General features: G+C 58.8%; 15 protein-coding genes. 6 read left to right on the forward strand and 9 right to left on the reverse strand.

Translation table 11 applies throughout. From position 1 onward, the window contains the following. Positions 1-15: 15 nt before the first annotated feature. From flgC to PMI18_RS18215, 4 genes are all read right to left on the reverse strand, one after another. The gene (flgC, locus tag PMI18_RS18230; RefSeq protein WP_007899122.1) at positions 16-459 is read right to left on the reverse strand and encodes a flagellar basal body rod protein FlgC; all 444 of its coding nucleotides are present in this window, start codon (positions 457-459) and stop codon (positions 16-18) included. Between the two features lie 3 nt (positions 460-462). Continuing rightward, positions 463-870: a flagellar basal body rod protein FlgB gene (gene flgB, locus PMI18_RS18225; RefSeq protein WP_007899124.1), complete on the reverse strand. Its 408-nt coding sequence runs from the start codon at positions 868-870 to the stop codon at positions 463-465. Between the two features lie 284 nt (positions 871-1154). After that, positions 1155-1982, reverse strand: coding sequence for a protein-glutamate O-methyltransferase CheR (cheR, locus tag PMI18_RS18220; protein WP_007899126.1), 828 nt, complete (start codon positions 1980-1982; stop codon positions 1155-1157). Positions 1983-2028: 46 nt separating this feature from the next. After that, positions 2029-2961, reverse strand: a complete 933-nt coding sequence (locus PMI18_RS18215; RefSeq protein ID WP_007899128.1) for a chemotaxis protein CheV — start codon at positions 2959-2961, stop codon at positions 2029-2031. Between the two features lie 82 nt (positions 2962-3043). On the opposite strand from PMI18_RS18215, the gene flgA reads away from it, so the two are divergent. The 4 genes from flgA (at position 3044) to PMI18_RS18195 (ending at position 5661) form a co-directional block, all read left to right on the forward strand. Next, positions 3044-3805 carry a flagellar basal body P-ring formation chaperone FlgA gene (flgA, locus tag PMI18_RS18210; RefSeq protein WP_033036271.1) on the forward strand — a complete coding sequence of 254 codons (762 nt, stop codon included), beginning with the start codon at positions 3044-3046 and terminating at the stop codon, positions 3803-3805. Between the two features lie 178 nt (positions 3806-3983). Next, positions 3984-4310, forward strand: a complete 327-nt coding sequence (gene flgM / locus PMI18_RS18205; RefSeq protein WP_007899130.1) for a flagellar biosynthesis anti-sigma factor FlgM — start codon at positions 3984-3986, stop codon at positions 4308-4310. 48 nt (positions 4311-4358) lie between these two features. Next, the gene (locus PMI18_RS18200; protein ID WP_007899131.1) at positions 4359-4826 is read left to right on the forward strand and encodes a flagella synthesis protein FlgN; all 468 of its coding nucleotides are present in this window, start codon (positions 4359-4361) and stop codon (positions 4824-4826) included. 88 nt (positions 4827-4914) lie between these two features. Next, on the forward strand, positions 4915-5661 hold the full coding sequence (locus tag PMI18_RS18195; protein WP_007899132.1) for a flagellar brake protein: 747 nt from the start codon (positions 4915-4917) through the stop codon (positions 5659-5661). A gap of 63 nt (positions 5662-5724) precedes the next feature. Here the strand turns inward: PMI18_RS18195 and PMI18_RS18190 are convergent, their stop codons facing one another. From PMI18_RS18190 to PMI18_RS18175, 4 genes are all read right to left on the reverse strand, one after another. Beyond that, positions 5725-7107 carry an MFS transporter gene (locus tag PMI18_RS18190; RefSeq protein WP_007899133.1) on the reverse strand — a complete coding sequence of 461 codons (1383 nt, stop codon included), beginning with the start codon at positions 7105-7107 and terminating at the stop codon, positions 5725-5727. A gap of 71 nt (positions 7108-7178) precedes the next feature. Next, positions 7179-8420, reverse strand: a complete 1242-nt coding sequence (locus PMI18_RS18185; protein ID WP_177319019.1) for a glutamine synthetase family protein — start codon at positions 8418-8420, stop codon at positions 7179-7181. A 234-nt stretch (positions 8421-8654) separates the two neighbouring features. Then, positions 8655-9347: a sensor histidine kinase gene (locus tag PMI18_RS18180; protein ID WP_007899135.1), complete on the reverse strand. Its 693-nt coding sequence runs from the start codon at positions 9345-9347 to the stop codon at positions 8655-8657. Next, positions 9344-10948, reverse strand: coding sequence for a tetratricopeptide repeat-containing response regulator (locus tag PMI18_RS18175; RefSeq protein WP_007899136.1), 1605 nt, complete (start codon positions 10946-10948; stop codon positions 9344-9346). Before PMI18_RS18175 ends, PMI18_RS18180 begins: the two co-directional genes overlap by 4 nt. Before the next feature lie 384 nt (positions 10949-11332). Between PMI18_RS18175 and PMI18_RS18170 the strand changes: the two genes are divergently transcribed. Then, positions 11333-15469, forward strand: coding sequence for a CheR family methyltransferase (locus PMI18_RS18170; protein ID WP_007899145.1), 4137 nt, complete (start codon positions 11333-11335; stop codon positions 15467-15469). Positions 15470-15484: 15 nt separating this feature from the next. Here the strand turns inward: PMI18_RS18170 and PMI18_RS18165 are convergent, their stop codons facing one another. Continuing rightward, a complete protein-coding gene (locus tag PMI18_RS18165) occupies positions 15485-16024 on the reverse strand; it encodes a hypothetical protein (RefSeq protein WP_007899146.1) in 540 nt (179 codons plus the stop codon). A gap of 856 nt (positions 16025-16880) precedes the next feature. Here PMI18_RS18165 and PMI18_RS18160 point away from each other — a divergent pair. Then, positions 16881-18760: beta strand repeat-containing protein (locus tag PMI18_RS18160; protein ID WP_007899147.1), on the forward strand; the 1880-nt coding region annotated here is incomplete at its 3' end.

Below are 18760 nucleotides of genomic sequence, written 5' to 3' on the forward strand. Positions count from 1 at the left end.
ACGAATCGCCCCTTATCACTGACCGAGGGTCAGGACCTTCTGCATCATGGTTTTGGCGGTATTCATCATTTCGGCGTTGGTCTGGAACGAACGGCTCGCGGAAATCATGTCGGCCATTTCTTCGACGACGTTGACGTTGGGGTAGTAGACGTAGCCCTTGCCATCGGCAGCCGGATGGTTCGGCTCGTAGCGCGCTTCAAGGTTGCTCTGGTCTTCGACCACGCCCAGCACTTGCACGCCTTGACCGGCAGCGTCCTGGTTCTGGAACAGCGAATCGCTGCCGCCGCTCTGGCCGCCCTGGAACATGGTGGCGAACACCGGGTGACGGGCGCGGTAGGTCTGGTCGATGCTCGACGAGACGGTCTCGGCGTTGGCGATGTTACTGGCGACGGTGTTCAAGCGAGTGGTCTGGGCACTCATGCCGCTACCGGCAATGTTGAAAACACTGGATAGAGACATGGATTACTCTCCGCGCAGGGCTGATACCAGCCCTTTGAATTTACTGTTGAGCAGGGTGAAGCTGGCCTGGAAGTTGACCGCGTTTTCCGCGTAGTTCGACTGTTCCAGTTGGGCGTCCACGGTGTTTTGGTCGATCGACGGTTGCATCGGCGTGCGATACATCAGCGACTCGTCGCCATTGCCCAGGCCTTCAGCTTCGATGTGACGGCTGTTGGTCATGTTCAAGGCGAACTTGCCGTTTTTGGTTTTCTCGTTCTGCTCGGCGAGCACTTTCGAGAAGTCCAGATCCCGAGCCTTGTAGTTCGGGGTGTCGGCGTTGGCGATGTTGTTGGCCAGGACTTCAGCACGCTGAGCGCGAAAGCCCAGGGCTTGTTCGTGGATACCGAGCGCTTTATCGAAGCTGATGCTCATGTCGGGAAACCTTCGGGTGACCTGATTTTTCGTAACATGGACATAGCAAGCGGCGTGCCAATTAAAAAAAGCCCATAAACCGGGGCTTTGCGCGCGGTGGCAAAGCGGCAATGCCAGAAAAGCGGCAACCGATTTCCGCCGCCTGCCGCTTTTCTGCCGCTTATCACGGTAGAAAGAACACCACCCGCTTCCACATTGGATCGTGGTGGTGCCGGGAAAATCATCAGGCACAAAAAAAACGGGAGCCCCTGAGGACTCCCGTTTTTATGCCTGCCGCTTTTGCATCACTTCGCCTGGTAAATGATCCCCGGGCTGCACTGGACCATCTGGTAATGATCCGGCAAACCGTTCAGCGCTTCGGATGCGCCAAGGAACAGATAACCGCCCGGCTTCAGCGTGCTGTGAATGCGCAACAGGATGTCTTTCTTCACCTCGGCGGAGAAGTAGATCAGCACGTTGCGGCAGAACACGATGTCGAACTTGCCCAGGGCCGCGTAGCTGTCGAGCAGGTTGAACGAGCGAAATTCCACCCGACTCTTGATCGGCGCCTTGATCGCCCAGCGTCCCGGCCCTTTCGGGTCGAAGTAACGCTGAAGGCGCTCGGGCGACAGACCGCGACCGATGGCCAGGCTGTCGTACTCGCCGGTTTTGCAGTTGGTCAGCATGGTGCCGGACAGGTCAGTGGCAACGATCTGCACGCCCATCTTCAACTGGCCCATGTTGACCCGCTCGAACTCATCGATGGACATCGACAGCGAATACGGTTCCTGGCCCGACGAACACGCTGCCGACCAGATCCGCAGGCGCTGGCCGGGGGCTGCCTTGATCGCTTCGGGCAATACCTTGTTCTTCAAGACTTCAAACGGATAGGTGTCACGAAACCACAAGGTTTCGTTGGTGGTCATGGCATCCACCACCATCTCGCGCAAACCGCTGCGCGGCTGAGTCTGGATGCGCTGAACCAGCTCACCCAGCGATTTGATGCCCTGCTGTTCCATCAGTTTGTTGAGACGGCTCGAGACCAGGTATTGCTTGTTTTCACCGAGCAAAATGCCACAGGCTTTTTCCAGGAATACCCGGAACTGTTCAAAATCCAAATTACCCGTAGACAAAGATGCCGCCTCTTAAATCGTGTTGACCGCCAGGGACAGAAGGCCCCTAGCTGTTATCTGCTGCTTTGATCCGGTCGACTACCCGGGATGCCAGGTCATCAGGACGGAATTTGGCCAGGAAGTCATCGGCACCGACCTTCTTGACCATCGCCTGATTGAACACACCCGACAACGAAGTGTGCAGGATGATATGCAGCTTTTGCATGCGCGGGTCGTTGCGGATCTCGGCCGTCAGGGTGTACCCGTCCATCTCCGGCATCTCGATGTCGGAGATCATCATCAGGAACTCTTCTTCCGGCTTCTTGCCCTCGTCGACCAGCTTGCGCAGGTAATCCAGCGCTTGCTTGCCATCGTTCAACGCGACCACTTCGACACCGACCGTTTGCAGGCAACGGGTCACCTGCTTGCGCGCCACCGACGAGTCATCGACCGTCAGCACGCGCAAGGACAACGCCTTGTGCTGAGTCTCGACATCCACCACGCCCACCGAAATCGCTTCCGGTGTCGGTGACACTTCCGCCAGCACCTTCTCGACGTCGATGATTTCGACTAACTGATTGTCGACCCGAGTCACAGCCGTCAAGTAATGATCGCGCCCGGTGCCCTTGGGTGGCGGATGAATCTCCTCCCAGTTCATGTTGACGATGCGCTCTACCGACCGAACCAGGAAACCCTGAGTCTTGGTGTTGTACTCCGTGATGATCACGAAGGGATTGCTTTGATCTTTCAGCGCTCCGGAACCGGTCGCCATTGCCAGATCCAGAATCGGAATGGTCGCCCCCCGAATATTCGCCACACCGCACACGACAGGACTGGACTTGGGCATCAGGGTCAGTTTGGGGCATTGCAGCACCTCACGAACCTTGAATACGTTGATGCCATACAGCTGCTGGCCGTCAAGACGGAACAACAACAGCTCAAGGCGATTCTGCCCTACCAGTTGCGTGCGCTGGTTCACCGAATCCATTACACCAGCCATGCCCAGACTCCTACACCAACGCTAAGTGTGTTTGCGACGCACATTCATCACTAAACGGCACGGCGCTTGCTTTTTAACTTTTATGAACACAGAACCGACATTTTTCCGACACCTGACATCAACCTGCCGCAGATTACTCTGCGCGATGTCGGCCGCTTGCCTGTTCAACGCTGGCAGCCCTGCCCTTGCTGACGCGGTTACCTTGCCTGACATGCTTATCGGCGTCACTCAGGGCTTTCTTGAATTCACCGTAGAAGACTATCTGGCGACGAGTCAAACACAAGGACGCTACGAAATCGAGGTCAACCAGCTCGATCCGCGCCTGCGCATGCCTATGTGCGACAAGGAATTGACAGCCACCCTCGAGAGCCCCGCGAGGCCTCTGGGTCGGGTCACGGTCAAGGTTCGCTGCGACAGCGCCTCCCCTTGGACAGTCTTCGTACCCGCTCAAGTACGGCTGTTTCGCGACATTGTGACCACCACCCGCCCCCTTAAGCGCACAGGGATTATCGAACCCCAGGACGTGACCCTGCGTGAGCGCGATATCAGCCTGATAAACCAGGGTTTTCTGACCTCCGTCGATCAGGCGATCGGACAGAAACTTACCCGACCAATGGTCGCCGATCAGGTCATAACCCTGGTGCATCTCGAACAGGCGGAAGTGGTTCGCAAGGGCGATCAGGTGGTGATTACCGCCCGCAGTGGTACGCTCAGCGTGCGCATGCCGGGTGAAGCGCTGTCCAACGGCGGCATGAGCGAACAGATTCGCGTGAAAAACCTTAATTCCCAGCGGGTTATCAAGGCGCAAGTCACCGCGCCCGGGCAGGTGGAAGTGGGTATGTGAGCGACCCTATAGGGCTCTGGGCCCGTGAAGATATGGCGCGCCACCCGGCTGTTGCCTAAACTGTGCCCCATGCAGGACACACGCTGGCGCATGCAAGCTCATTGATAAATGGGCCTAAAGTTTTCCGGGGGAGAGCCGAAAACATGGCAAGCGTCCAAATACCCAGAGGTTTTTTGTCATGGTCATCGATTTCAGTCGTTTAAACAGCTCCTCGTCACTTACGGGCAGTACGCGTACCAGCGTTGCTAAGGAAACCGCCGAAGCTGGCCAATCCGCGCCGCTGAATACCCCGGCCGAACAGGCCAATACCACCCAAAGCGGGGAATCGGTACACCTCAGCAATGAGGCTCAACAGTTGCAGAAGGTCACTGACAAGCTGCGCGATCAGCCTGCCGTCGACAACGCCCGCGTGGCCGAGTTGAAAGCAGCGATTGCCGATGGCAGCTATAAAGTCGACAGCAACCGTGTAGCCAGCAAACTGCTCAACTTCGAAGCCCAGCGCTAGGCCACGGCCAGCGCCAGGCTTTTGGACGCTTAAAACCCAAGGCCAGCCATGCACGACACTAATTTACTGCAACTGATCATCGACGACTTTGCTCCGGCGCAACACCTGCTGGAACTGCTGCAAACCGAGTCCCTCGCGCTGCACGGTCGCGACATGCCACTGCTCGAAGACATTCTGGCGCAGAAACAGGCAATGATCATTTTGCTCGAGCAGCATGGCCGCAAGCGCAGTGAAATCCTCGCCAGCCTCAACCTGCCGACCAATCGCCAAGGCCTGGAGCAACTTGCCAGCCATTCGAGCATCGGCGATCAGTTGCTGGCACAGAGCGACGTGCTGACCGATCTCCTGGCCCAGTGCCAGGCTGCCAACGTTAACAATGGCCAGTCGATTCTGGTTCAGCAGGCCGCCACGGCCAACCAGCTGAAAATCCTCACCGGCGGCGAGCCGCCAGCGCTCTACGATGCCCGCGGTTCAACCTCAAAACTCGCAAAACCACGCCCGCTCAGTCAGGCTTGAGCCTTTCAATGAGCACGCTCTATCAAGACACGAAACATGCTGGCAGAATGCTGGCCAGTAGTCATATTTGTCTGGAGATTGATACCCCGTGTTCAATGCCTTAAGCGCGGAAGAGGCTACGCAGCCTCCCAAGGTGCTCACCACACCCCTGGAAATCTCCGGCAATCTGCGTCAGCTGCAAGACAGCCATGACCCGCTGATCATCACGTTCCACGAGCGCAGCCAGCGTTTCCAGAGTTACCTGGTGGACGTCGACCGTGACAGCAACATGATCGCCCTGGACGAAATGATCCCCCGCGATGGCGAACGTTTTCTGCTGGCCGGCGAACCGTTCAAGGTCGAAGGTTTCCACGACGGCGTACGCATCGCCTGGGAAAGCAATGGCCCGCTGACCATCGACGACTCCGGCGATGGTCGCTGCTACCGTGGCGCGCTGCCCGATGAGGTGGTTTATCACCAGCGCCGCAATGCTTTTCGCGCGGCGTTGAAGCTGGCGCAACTGGTCGATGTCGAGCTGGGTGGCGAAAAACTCAAGTCGCCCGTCACAGGCAAATTGCTGGACATCTCCGCCACCGGCTGCAAGTTGCGCTTCGAGGGCGACATCACCGCCAGGCTGCAATTGGGCCAGGTCTACGACCGTTTCGTCGCTGCCCTGCCCTTCGGCAGCATGACGGCACCGGTCGAACTGCGCTACCTGCACTTCGAAGAAAGGATCAACACCACCTTCGCCGGCGTGCGTTTTCACAACATGAGCGGCCAGGTGCAGCGGCAGGTCGAGCGGTTCGTCTATCAGCTTCAGCGCGAAGCACGGCGTTTCGATAAAGACGACTTCTGATACGCCACTCCCATAAAAAACGGGCAGTCCCTTGCGGTGACTGCCCGTTTTTTTATGCCTTGATCAAGGCCTTGCTTCGGTAAAACTTTGCTCGCGACCTGTGTCAGGGTCTTCGGGTTCCGAATCCGTTTCAGGCACTGATTCGGGCTCTGCATCCGGATTGAAATCAGGTTCCGGGTTGACCGGGTTCTGCATCTGATCCTGCACCACCTGCTCATCGACGCGCGGGTCAAGGCAAGCCACCAGTGGCGAGCTCGACATACTGTCTGGCATGGCCACGTGATGCAGTGGAGCATCGTCCACCTGATGCAGGTTGGTGACCGCTTTCGGCCGGATTCGCCACACCAGCACCAAGGCGAAGAAGCTGAAAAAGGCATAGAGCATCTGACTGCCGAACAGCTTCATCAGCACCCCGGCCACCAGCGGCCCGATACTCGCGCCGACACCGTAGGTCACCAGCAGCATCGCCGTCAGCGACACCCGACGATCACCCTCGACGTGGTCGTTGGAGAACGCCACCGCCAGCGGGTACAGGCAGAACTGCACCAACGAGCAGAGGAACCCGGCGATGAACAGCACCTCCAGCGGCACCTGCCGCATGATCGCCAGCGGCAACGCAGCCAGCGCCAGGCTAAACGCGAAACAGCGGATCAACAGCGCCCGGTCATATCGATCCGACAGCCAACCCAACGGCCACTGCACCACCAGGCCGGCAAAAATGCAGCTACCCATGAACAGACCAACCTGTTCGGTCGACAATCCTTGCTGCGAGGCATACAGCGGCGCCAGACCGTAGAACGAACCGACGATCAAACCCGACCCCAACACCGTACTCAATGACTGCGGCACGCGCTTGATGAAGAAGCGTGGTTCCATCGGCGCCGGGTGCAAAGGCGCCGGGTGAATCCGCCGTGTCAGGGCCACCGGCACCAGGCACAGGGCGAAACACAAGGCGACCAGCATCAGCAGTTCCAGGCCCAGGCCCGGGTGCATGACCAGAATCAGTTGACCCAGCACCAACCCCAGGTACGAAGCGATCATGTAGCCGCTGAACACCACGCCACGCTTATTGGCTTCTGCCTGCTCATTGAGCCAGCTTTCGATCACCATGTACTGGCACATCATGCCCAGGCCGACGATCACCCGCAGGAACAGCCACGCGGGCAGCCAGTCCACCAAACCATGGCCCAGCACCGCCGCGCCGACGATCCCGGCGCAGGCTGAATAGGCTCGAATATGCCCGACCCGGGCAATCAGCCGATGGCCGATCTTGCCGCCCAGTACCAGGCCGAAATAGTTGGCCGCCATCAACGCACCGACCCACAGGCTATCGACTTTATCGGCCGCCAGGCGCAGGGCAAGGTAAGTACTCAACAGGCCCGAGCCGATCAACATCATCAGCGAGGCGAAATAAAGCCCCCGAAAAGATTTCAAGATTTGGCGCATCGGCGTTCCGAGCGGCTCCTTGCAGTGAATATCGGGCTATCGACAAACGATAGCCCGACGGCGACGGGTCGTCAGGCCTGGGCTGCTAGAACACGCCGTTCCCAGGGAGTAATTTCATCAAAGAAGCTGGTCAACTCCATAGTCTTCGAAGCGATGTAGCCTTCGATGAACTCCTTGCCGAACAGTTCCTTCGCCAATTGGCTACGTTTCAGACGTTCGAGAGCGGCATGCAAGGTACACGGCAACGAAAGATTATCCGGCACAACGAACTCACCCTGGATCGGCTCGCTCGGCTCCAGTTTGTTCTCAATGCCATACAACCCCGCGGCCAGGCTCGCGGCGATCGCCAGATACGGATTGGCATCGGCCCCAGGCAAGCGGTTTTCGACCCGACGAGCGACCGGTGAACTGGCCGGAATGCGCAGCCCGGCCGCACGATTGTCGTGGGACCAGCAGGCATTGTTCGGCGATGCGAAAGGATGGCACAGGCGCTGATAGGAGTTCACGTTCGGCGCAAACAGCGCAGTGAAATCCGCCATACCGGCCTGCTGGCCACCGATGAAATGACGGAAGGTCGCGGTCGGCTCGCCGGCCTTGTCGCTGAACACGTTACGCCCGGTGTCGATCTCGACGATGCTCTGATGAATATGCATCGAACTGCCCGGTGTGTGAGCCAACGGCTTGGCCATGCAGACCACGGTCAGGCCATGCTTGAGCGCCACTTCCTTGAGCAGATGCTTGAACAACAAGGTCTGGTCGGCCAACAGTAGCGGATCGCCGTGCAGCAGGTTGATCTCGAACTGGCTGACGCCCATCTCGTGCATGAAGGTATCGCGCGGCAAGCCCAGCGCCGCCATGCATTCGTAGACTTCATTGAAGAACGGCCGCAAGCCGTTATTGGAACTGACGCTGAACGCCGAATGACCGTCCTCACGACGACCGTCCAGGCCCAGTGGTGGCTGGAAGGGTTGCGTCGGGTCAGGGTTGGGCGCGAAGACGAAGAACTCCAGCTCGGTCGCCACCACCGGCGCCAGACCGAGAGCGGCGTATCGAGCGATCACGGCCTTGAGTTGGCCGCGGGTCGACAATGGCGAGCTCTCGCCGGTCAGCTCATCCGCATCACAAATGGCCAGCGCCCGAGGCTGCGAGCTCCAGGGCAAGCGGTGGATCTGCGCGGGATCAGGCACCAGCGCCAGATCGCCATCATCGCTGCCGTAAAAGCGCGCTGGCGGATAGCCGCCCATGATGCATTGCAGCAGCACTCCCCGCGCCATCTGCAAACGCCGCCCTTCAAGAAATCCTTCGGCGGTCATCACCTTGCCGCGTGGTACGCCGTTCAGGTCCGGCGTGACACATTCAATCTCATCAATGCCCGTCAATCGCTGCGCGAGTGAACGATGGCCATCGGTTGTCATGACGCAATCCTTGTTGTTGTACGAGCCGCGAACGGCGACTCGTACAAAATAGGCTCCGGCTGTTCGGAATATCAAGCAGCGTCAAACAAAAAGGTGCAGGAGCCGCCTTCGGCAGCTCGGGGGAGGTGTTATTCAGGGGATATAGAGGCTGAACAAGCCGCCGCCTAACGGGCCGCCATTGCTGATTTCGGTGCGTCCGCCCACGCCATTACGCTGGTGCAACGCGGCAATCCGCCCGGCAAAGTACAGGCCCAGGCCGGTGCTGCCACTGCTGTGGTTGATACCCTGCACGTAATCGGCCTGACGCTCGATCATCTCGGCTGGATAACCCTCGCCATCGTCGTTGATGGTCAGCACCAGTTGCCCGGCCTCATCGCTGACGCTGATCAACAAGGCATGGCGGGCATAACGAATGGCGTTGTTGATGCTGTTGGCAAGCACCGAGGCAATCAGCTCCCGATCGAAGAAACCCAGCGGGCTCAACGGGTCCACTTCATAGGTCGCGATAATGCCGCGGCTGGCGAACACTTCCTGGTGAGCCGCCAGTTGCGCCTCGATGAAGTCATCCAGCTCATGGTAGGCCGGCTGCAACGGCATCTGGTTGACGCCGAGCTTGTACAGCCCCAGCAACTGCACCAGCATGCCGTTGAGGTGGGCGAACTCGTAGTCGATCACGCCCTGCTCCGGAGTGTGCTGTTCGGGATCGGGCAAGCGCGCCAGCCATTGGCTGTGCGCCTGCATCAGCATGGCCAGGGAGTTCTTCATGTCATGCACGGTGGAGGCAATCACCGTGGAAAAGTCGAGTGACGGTTCGCTGTCGATCATTCGCCGAACGCCTTGATTTTCAGTTTCTGGTAGCGCGGATAACGCGCGTCGGTATCAGGCATCAGGCCGACGGTTTTCAGGCAGGCGCGACATTCTTCCAGTTCGGCCGACGGCACACTGGTGTCGGTGCCATGCAGCAGCGACTGCGCCATGTTCAGGGCAATACTGATGTTCTTCGGCTGCAGTGCCAGGGCTTTGCGGAATACATCCCGGGCCTCCACCAGGTTGCCGGTCTTGTACACCCGCACGCCCTGACGGTTGAGGTCGGCGGCCGCGTTGCTGGATTTGAGGATGGTCGGGTCATCGGTCAGCTTGGCGATGTCCTTCATCACGGCCGGATCGTCGCCGTAGATTTCCGCACAGTTTTTCAGCATCGAAGCGCCGGCACTCGCCTGCCCGAGCATTTGCAGCTGCTTGGCGACCAGCAGCGCCGCTTCGGCGCTCATGAACTGCTCCATGCCATCGAGGCGCATCATCGCCTGCTCGGTGAGCTTCTCGGCGGTTTCGGCATCGTTGAGCAACAAGCTGGTGGCTTTCATCAGACGTGCACGAATCTGCAAGCCGGGGTCGGAAGGATTCTCCTTCGCCACCGCACTCAGCGTTGTGTTGATTTCAAGACGGGTGCGGGTGTCCAGGCCCTTCTCACTGCCTTTGCTGATCAAGGCATGGGCCAGGCCGAGGTTACTTTCCGCATCCTTGAAACGTGACTGTGCCCCTTGGGCCACGGCCTGGCGATAGGCTCTGGAGGCGGTGTCGAAATCTTCGTTGGCCATCGCCAGCTTGCCCAGCAATGCTTGTCGGCGCACCGCCAGCGGCGACAGGCGAATAGCCTCCTCCAACACTCTCTGCGCTGTCTTGGTGTCGCCTTCGCAGACCAGCACATCAGCCATGCCGTCGTAGAGGGCCGGCATCATCGGGAAGACTTTCAGGGCCTTCTCGTAAACGCCTTTGGCCTGGCTGACCTGGCCACGCTTGAACAGCAACTGGCCCAACCCGGCAAACGCCCACGGTAAAGGCCGATCAGCAATAATGCTGTCATAGAGCCGCTCCAGCGCTTCGTTCTGGTTCATGTCACGCAACGCATCGGCGCGGTAACGCAGGCACAGCGGGGAATAACGAATGTCCTGTTTGCACAGGGCGATGCAGGCATTGAGCACTTCAACCGGTTTGCCTCGGTCAAGGGCTTGCAGGATCGGTTTGAGCAAGGTCTTACGCTGTTCCAGTCGTTCCAGGCGCTGGGCCAGGCCGGAACGGTTGAACGGCTTGGTCAGGTAAGCATCGGGCTCATGCTCCAGTGCGCTGAGCACCATGGCCTGGCTGGTTTCGGCGGTGACCATGACAAACACACTTTCATGGCTGATCAGCTTCTCGATCATCAGGTCTTCAAGCACCTGCTGACCGTTCTTCTTGCCGTCGCCCAGGTGGAAATCCTGCAGGATGAAGTCGTAGGACTTCTGCGAGCACATGCGCAGCGCCTGTTCACCGGTATCGGCGGTGTCGACGTCCTTGACGCCCAGCTCCCGCAGCATGGACCTGACGGAACTGCGGAAATCCGAGAAATCATCGACGATCAGGAAGCTTTTTTGGTGATACGACAGCATCGAAGATTTCCAGGCAATTTAAGAAGAACAACCCAAAGGCAACCACACGGGCGAGCTCAGCTTCGCGGCCTTTTTTGGCGCGCAAATGATAGCGGGAGGCCATAGGCTATCAAGCAATTTCGCATAAACCTGTGATGACGATTGCCGGCCGCCAGAAATAAAAATGACAACGACTGTTCGGGTTATCGGCCAGTAGTCGCGTTCCCTTGAAGCGGCAGGAGCGCAATTGCGCATTTGCTTGTCAAAAACTTATATCGGCCCATAAATGCGCGCTAAATAATTGAAGGCCATATTGAAAAACGGGATTATTCTGTTTTATGACCCGCGCTTTTTATACCCGCTTGCATGCAAAGCGTTTTACATCGCCAGCAAAGGCAGAAAGAAATGACCACCACCCCCAAACCCTCGGCCACAGCTCCCGAGCGACAGGCCTTGAGTCCCAGCACCCTGGACTTTCCGGTGGTGGGCATCGGCGCGTCGGCGGGTGGGCTCCAGGCCATTAAGTTGTTCTTCGAGAACATGCCCCACGACAACGGCATGGCGTTTGTGATCATTCTTCACCTGTCGCCCGACCACCAAAGCATCGCTGACAAGATCATCCAGGAATCGACCCGGATGCCGGTCCTGCAGGTCACCGAAACCGTGCCGATCGAGAAAAACCGGGTGTACGTCATCTCTCCGGCGCAGCGGCTGACGATGAATGACGGCAACCTTGAAGTCAGTGAAAACGACCCGCAGTCAGGACGCCACGCCTCGATCGATCTGTTCTTTCGTGACCTGGCCGACGTACACCAGGAACGCGCCTTTTGCCTGGTGCTCTCCGGCAGCGGCTCCGATGGCGCGGTCGGCTTGTCACGCATCAAGGAACAGGGCGGTATCACCTTGGCCCAGGTGCCGGAAGACGCCGAGTTCGACGGTATGCCACGAGCGGCCATCGAGACCGGCATGGTCGATCTGGTGTTGCCCGTGGTGGAAATGCCGCAAAAGCTGCTGGACCTGTGGCACAACTCCCGGGAAATCACCTTGCCCGCCGCCAACGATCCGGAACTTCAATCCTTCGCTTCGGTGTCCGAACGCGATGCGGCGCTCGCCGAACAAATGCTGCATGACATCCTGATCCAGTTGCGCACCGGCACCGGCCATGACTTCAAGCACTATAAACGCGCGACGGTATTGCGCCGGATCGAGCGTCGAATGCAGGTCACCGCCCAGCCAGACTTGGGGGCTTATTACCGCTACCTGCAAAGCAACCCCGAAGAAACCAAGGCGCTGCTGGGGGACATGCTGATCGGCGTGACCAACTTCTTCCGTGATCGCGAAGCCTTCGAAGCGCTGGAGCGAGACGTCATACCGCAACTGGTCAGCGCCGCGGTCTCGGCGCAGCCCGAGAAAGAAGAAATACGCGTGTGGTCGGCTGGTTGTTCCACCGGCGAAGAAGCCTATAGCCTGGCGATCCTGGTCAACGATCAGCTGCAACAGGAGGCCAGCCAGGCCTCGCTGCAAGTTTTCGCCACCGACATCGACGAACGCGCCATCAGCGTCGGTCGGGCCGGTGTGTACTCGCAAGCCATCGTCACGGATGTGCCGCCAACACGGCTGCGGAGCTATTTCGTCAAGGACGATGATCACTACCGGATTCGCAAGGAAATCCGCGAGAAGGTGCTGTTCGCCAAACACAGCCTGCTGTCCGACCCACCTTTTTCGCAAATCGACCTGATCGTTTGCCGTAATCTGCTGATTTACCTGGATCGCGAAGTACAACGCGAAATCCTTCAGATGTTCCACTTTGCATTGCGGCCCGGCGGCTTCCTGTTCCTGGGGTCTTCCGAAAGCGCCGAAGCTTGTCATGAGCTGTTCACGCCAGTGGACAAACGCAACCGGATCTTCCGCGCCAAGACCGGCACCGCCAATAGCCGGCGCACGCCCACCGTGCCACGCGGTGGTTATGTGCGTACCAGCGTTTCGCAGCAGGCACCGCAAAGCACCGTGCAGCGCAAGCTGTCCTTCGCCGACATCCACCAACGCGCCCTCGAACGCTCCGGCCCGCCGAGCATGATCGTCGATGCCAACGCCGACATCTTGCACATGAGCGAAAGTGCCGGGCGTTTCCTGCGGCATGTGGGCGGTGAACTGTCACGCAACCTGCTGACACTCATCCTTCCAGAGTTGCGCCTGGAAATCCGCACCACGCTGTTCCAGGCCCAGCAGAGCGGCATGGCCGTCAAATCCCGCGAGGTGCCGCTCAAGCGCGAAGACCGACGTTACGAGGTCAGTCTGCAAGCGCAGCCTTACAAGGATGAAGAGTCGGACGGCGAGTTCGTCCTGGTGATTTTCGAGGAGGTCGAAGTCGATCCTTCACTAGCGACGGCCACGACCCTGCTGCAAACCGAGAGCCAGGTACTGTCCAACCTGGAACGTGAACTGCAACGCACCAAGGTGCACTTGCAAGACACCATTGAACAATCGGAAATCTCCAGTGAAGAACTGAAAGCCTCCAATGAAGAAATGCAGGCAATCAACGAAGAATTGCGCTCGGCCACCGAAGAGCTGGAAACCAGCAAGGAAGAGCTGCAATCGATCAACGAAGAGTTGCTGACGGTCAATTACGAGCTGAAAACCAAAGTCGAAGAAACCGACAAGATCAACGACTACCTGACCAACCTGATCGCCTCCACCGACATTGCCACGGTCTTTGTCGACCGCAGCATGCGAATCAAATGGTTCACCCCGCGCGCCACCGACATTTTCAGCATGTTGCCGATGGATACCGGCCGTTCCCTGCTCGACATCACGCATCGCCTGCACTACGAAGAGCTGGCGAGTGACGCCGCACAGGTATTCGAATCATTGAACATGATCGAGCGCGAAGTGAGCAGCACCGACAAGCGCTGGTACATTGCCCGTCTGCTGCCCTACCGCTCCAGCGAAGACCATATCGACGGCACGGTGTTGACCTTCATCGACATCACCAAACGCCGCGCGGCCGAAGAAGAACTGCGCCTGGGCGAAGAACGCATGCGCCTGGTGGCCGAAAGTACCCGCGACTACGCGATCATCACCCTCGATGAACAAGGCGTGATCACCAGCTGGAACAAAGGCGCCGAGCTGATCTTCGGCTACAGCAAGGCCGAAGCCGAAGGCGCTTACTACGACTTCATTTTTTCCGCCGAAGACCGCGCCTCCGGCGTGCCCGAGACCGAACTGCTGGGGGCTCGTACCCATGGCCGCTCCGAAGATGAACGCTGGCACCTGCGCAAGGACGGCAGCCGCTTCTATTGCAGCGGCGAAGTGACCCTGCTCAGCGGTGACCACCTGCGAGGCTACGTGAAAATCGCCCGGGACCTGACCGGTCACAAACGCCAGCATGAAGAGCAGAGTCAACAACTGGCCGAGACGCTGAACACCAATTACCTCAAGGATGAGTTCTTCGCGGTCATGTCCCACGAACTCAAGCATCCGCTGAACCTGATCCAGCTCAACGCCGAACTGCTGAGGCGCTTGCCGGTGACCAAGTCGGTGGCGCCGGCCGCCAAGGCCGTCAGCACCATCTGCGATGCCGTCAGCAGCCAGGCACGGATCATCGATGACCTGCTGGACGTTGCCCGTGTCCGTACCGGCAAGCTCAAGCTGAAACCGATCGCCGTGGACCTGGCCAGTGTGCTGCGCGATATCCACACTGTCGTCCTCAATGATCGGCACAGCACCACCGTCGAGTTGCAAGTACCGTCAGAGCCGTTGATGGTCTGCGCCGATCCGACGCGCCTGGAGCAGATCATCTGGAATCTGGTGAACAACGCACTGAAATTCACCCCACCCAACGGCCACGTGCAATTGATCGCCCAGCGGGCGGGTGACATGGCGCGCCTGGACGTCAAGGATAATGGCATCGGTATCGCGGCCGAGCACCTCGAACACGTATTCGACCTGTTTGGCCAGGCAGAAACACAGCACGCCAACCATCAACGCGAGGGGCTGGGCATTGGCTTGTCACTGGTCCGCCAATTGACCGAGGCCCAACGGGGTACGGTTGAGGTGAGTTCACCGGGCGTCGGGGAAGGCTGTACCTTCAGTGTCTACTTGCCACTGGCCATCACCGAAGGAAAAACCCAAACCGAAGCTCAAATCGACGATGTGTCAGGAAGACTGAGCGGCTTGACGATTCTGCTGGTCGACGATTCTGCCGAGGTACTGGAGACCTTGAAAATGCTGCTGGAAATGGAGGACGCCGAAGTCATTGCCTTCGATCGTCCGATGGCCGCTCTGGACGCAGCGAAGAGCACCCGTTTCGATCTGATCATTTCGGATTTGGGCATGCCGGTCATGAACGGCCATGAGCTGATGAGTGCATTACGTCAGTTGCCGCTTGCCAAGGATGTGCCGGCCATTGCCCTGACCGGCTATGGCGCCAGCAGCGACATTAAAAAGGCCCACCAATCGGGTTTTAACCAGCACATTGGAAAACCGGTTTCCTACGATGACCTGATCACAACCATCGAGACCCTGCGACAATCCCAGGCCTGAGGATCCGGCAAAGGCTCAGCGCAAATAGGTGCGTTGCACACAGACGCGCCGATCAATCGCCTGTTTCAGTCGCTCCTTGTGGTCTGCCCAGACCTTGGGATCGACCTTGGGCGCGCGCATAAGGTTCAACATGGCCGCTTTGGCGGCCAGGTATTCCGACCATGCGTCTTCGCAACTGAGCTTGAAGCGCTCATGCTCGCTCATTTCCATCCGCCGCAACGCCAGCACCGATTCATCGGTGATGACCGTGCCTAGCGTCAGCTGCACCCGATGAGGCGCGACGAATGCCTGCGTGTCCGCCACCATATCCCTCGCTCGCTGAGCGCCCCACTCCAATGCCGCGCAGTAAGGTACATCGCGGCCTCTGTCGTGAAACTCCTCCCCCATCAAAATCCCATGTTCATCGTAAACACCGATGAACACCTGGGTGACACCCTCATGACTCACACGCGCCCGCACTTCCACCTGCACTCCGTCGCCGAGCACTTCTTCATGGATGTGGAGAGGTAGCCGGGCGTCGGTCCATAACCAGAACTGCGCGCCTCTGTGTCGCATTGCTTGGCTCCTTGGGTGGAGTGAGCAGTAAGGCACAGCAATGACAGACTTTCCATGTAGGTCGTCGGGTGGTTTTCAGCCATGAAAAACCTGCCACAGCAGACGCGGGACCGCTTTTCGCAGGAGCCAGGCTTGCCGGCGAAGGCGTCCTTAAGAGCGCCTTCGCCGGCAAGCCTGGCTCCTACCTGTCCGATTTATCCTTAACCGACCTGCATCAGGCTCTGGCGGGGTCTTTTTAACACTGAACGCAGAAATTTCAGGGGCGTCCCAGCACCGATAAAACACAGCCAGCCCATGCCGCACAAGGGTTTCAGATCATTTTAGCCGCACCAATGTTGTGAGCCTTCGGCCCCTTCGCCAAAAACAGATCGACATAATATTGACACCAAAACATCCACTTGTCGGAATATTGGCACATGGCACCGTTTCATCCGGTTAACACCTTTACAAAGCCTGAGCCCACAACTAAACACCTATCAAACTGATATCAGGAAAGGCCGTACTCCTGAGTCAGGGCTATCCCAAGACACGGCCTCATTCAGCCATTACTTCAGGAGTCCCTTCCACATGGGAGCTCTCAGATTACTGCGCGCCGTGCGTAATGCAGCCCCAGGTTCGGGCCCACGTTCGCCCAACCGGTCCTGCGATTCGCTCCTCAAGTGCGGCGAGTTTCTTCACCCCCGCAATACCCGCGCGCCTCTGCCGGCAGCGCTTGTCCCGTCAGCTGGCCGACGATGTCCGGCGCCCCCCTCGCACCACTCTTAAACGACCTGAGCGGTGCAAGAACGGGACTTCGCCCTGTTAGCAGTCCCTAGCGATTCTAAAAATAAAAAAATGGTATTTTCGGGAGAAAGACATGGCTACCACCACAACTACCAGCGGCGGCACCGTTACTTCGCTTTCCAACACTCCGCAGGCGCAGGACGACATTTTCACTGCCGGAGTTATTGGCACGAGCACCGCGGCCATCACTGAAGACCTGCTGGGCGTCGTGTACCTGGACGTCATGTCCAATGACCTCGGTGGCAGCGCAAAGACACTTTGGTCACTCGATGACGCGACCAGTCTTTCTACCGCCACCAAGGTTTATGCTCCGGCCGACCTGCTGGTCCAGGACACCGGCAGAATCGAGGCGACGAGTACTGACACCAGTTTCAATGGTGCAAAGATCTGGATTACCTCCGATGGCAAGGTCGGCTACGACGCCGCTACGTTGTCGACTACGTTCAAGGCACAACTCCAGGCGCTGGCCGCTGGAGGGTCCCTGACGGACAGTTTTACCTATGCGATTCGTCTGGGTAACGGCACGCTCAGCTGGGCTACCGCGCAGGTGCAGTTCGCTGGCATGAATGACAGTGTGACGATGAGCCTCGGCGCACAGGCCAGCACGGTAACCGAAGATGCGACCACGACGCCGAGCACCACCGACTCGCTGAGCGCGACAGGCACTATTGCTTTTAGCGATGTAGACCTGAGCGACACGCATACCGCCTCTTTCGTGGCTGCGGGAGGCAATACAACCGCGCTGGGCGCCTTCGTCCTTGCCCCCGTGACCGAAGCGGCCAACACCGCCGACGGCTCCGTCAACTGGACTTACACCCTCAATAATACGGCAGCCCAGTCTCTGGCCCAGGGTCAGACGGCTACCGAAACTTATGTGGTCACCATCAGTGACGGGCATGGTTCGTCGACCACGCAGAATGTGACGATCACCATCACCGGTACCAACGATCAGGTGCAGATCACCAGCGGCGTGCAAGCCGGCGATGCCAAAGAAGACAGCGACGACTACGCCGCCAACGGCAGCATCACCTTCACCGACGCCGACCTGATCGACACCCACAGCGTCAGCGTCACGCCGGGCGCTTCCGGCTATCTGGGCAACTTCACCACCAATCTGAGCGACAGCACCGGCACGGGCAGCGGTTCACTGGGCTGGAACTTCGCGGTGGACAACGCCGCCCTGCAGTTCCTGGGCGAAGGCCAGAGCATCACCCAGACCTATAACGTGGCGATCGGCGACGGCGCGGTGCAGACCGTGACCATTACGATTACCGGCACCAACGACCAGCCGACGCTGACGATTACCGACAGCAGCGGTGCAATGAACGAAGGCAACGGCACCGCCACGCTGAGCGACAGCGGTGCACTGAGTTTTGCCGATGTAGACAACATCGATGTGGTGACTGTGTCGCACACCTCCAATGGCAACATCGCCTGGAGCGGCGGCACGCTCAACGCGGGCGTGGCTTCGGCGCTGGTGGCCGGTTTCTCGGTCGATCAGAACAGCTGGGACTACAGCACCAGCCAGAACCTCGACTTCCTCGGCGCGGGTGAAACCGTCACCTTCTCGTACACGGTGATTGCCACCGACAACAGTGGCGCGGCTAATGCTGCTTCGGCGACGCAGACGGTGACCATCACCATTACTGGCACCAATGACGCGCCGGTGCTCAGCTTTGCGACCGGCAATGATGCCGGCGCTGTGCAGGAGGACACCATCCTCAGCGTCAGCGGCCAGTTCAGTTCGACCGACATCGATCACGATGCCACGACCAGTTGGACCATCAATGGCTCGGCTACGGGAACCTATGGCTCGATCGCCGTCGACAGCACCGGCCAGTGGACGTACACCCTGGCCAATGGCACCGATGGCGTCGCCAGTGCCGTGCAGTCATTGAAGGCTGGCGAGACTCATAATGAAGTGTTCACCGTGCAGGTCAGCGATGGCCTCGG

It is taken from the genome of Pseudomonas sp. GM102 (assembly GCF_000282555.1).
Taxonomy (GTDB): domain Bacteria; phylum Pseudomonadota; class Gammaproteobacteria; order Pseudomonadales; family Pseudomonadaceae; genus Aquipseudomonas.

Excerpts from the sequence above, each read along its gene's own strand:
- PMI18_RS18165 (WP_007899146.1), bottom strand. The coding sequence starts at position 16,024 with ATGCGACACAGAGGCGCGCAGTTCTGGTTATGGACCGACGCCCGGCTA.
- PMI18_RS18215 (WP_007899128.1), bottom strand. The coding sequence starts at position 2,961 with ATGGCTGGTGTAATGGATTCGGTGAACCAGCGCACGCAACTGGTAGGG.
- flgA (WP_033036271.1), top strand. The coding sequence starts at position 3,044 with ATGAACACAGAACCGACATTTTTCCGACACCTGACATCAACCTGCCGC.
- flgB (WP_007899124.1), bottom strand. The coding sequence starts at position 870 with ATGAGCATCAGCTTCGATAAAGCGCTCGGTATCCACGAACAAGCCCTG.
- PMI18_RS18200 (WP_007899131.1), top strand. The coding sequence starts at position 4,359 with ATGCACGACACTAATTTACTGCAACTGATCATCGACGACTTTGCTCCG.
- flgM (WP_007899130.1), top strand. The coding sequence starts at position 3,984 with ATGGTCATCGATTTCAGTCGTTTAAACAGCTCCTCGTCACTTACGGGC.
- PMI18_RS18170 (WP_007899145.1), top strand. The coding sequence starts at position 11,333 with ATGACCACCACCCCCAAACCCTCGGCCACAGCTCCCGAGCGACAGGCC.
- PMI18_RS18185 (WP_177319019.1), bottom strand. The coding sequence starts at position 8,420 with ATGACCGCCGAAGGATTTCTTGAAGGGCGGCGTTTGCAGATGGCGCGG.
- PMI18_RS18190 (WP_007899133.1), bottom strand. The coding sequence starts at position 7,107 with ATGCGCCAAATCTTGAAATCTTTTCGGGGGCTTTATTTCGCCTCGCTG.
- PMI18_RS18175 (WP_007899136.1), bottom strand. The coding sequence starts at position 10,948 with ATGCTGTCGTATCACCAAAAAAGCTTCCTGATCGTCGATGATTTCTCG.
- PMI18_RS18180 (WP_007899135.1), bottom strand. The coding sequence starts at position 9,347 with ATGATCGACAGCGAACCGTCACTCGACTTTTCCACGGTGATTGCCTCC.
- flgC (WP_007899122.1), bottom strand. The coding sequence starts at position 459 with ATGTCTCTATCCAGTGTTTTCAACATTGCCGGTAGCGGCATGAGTGCC.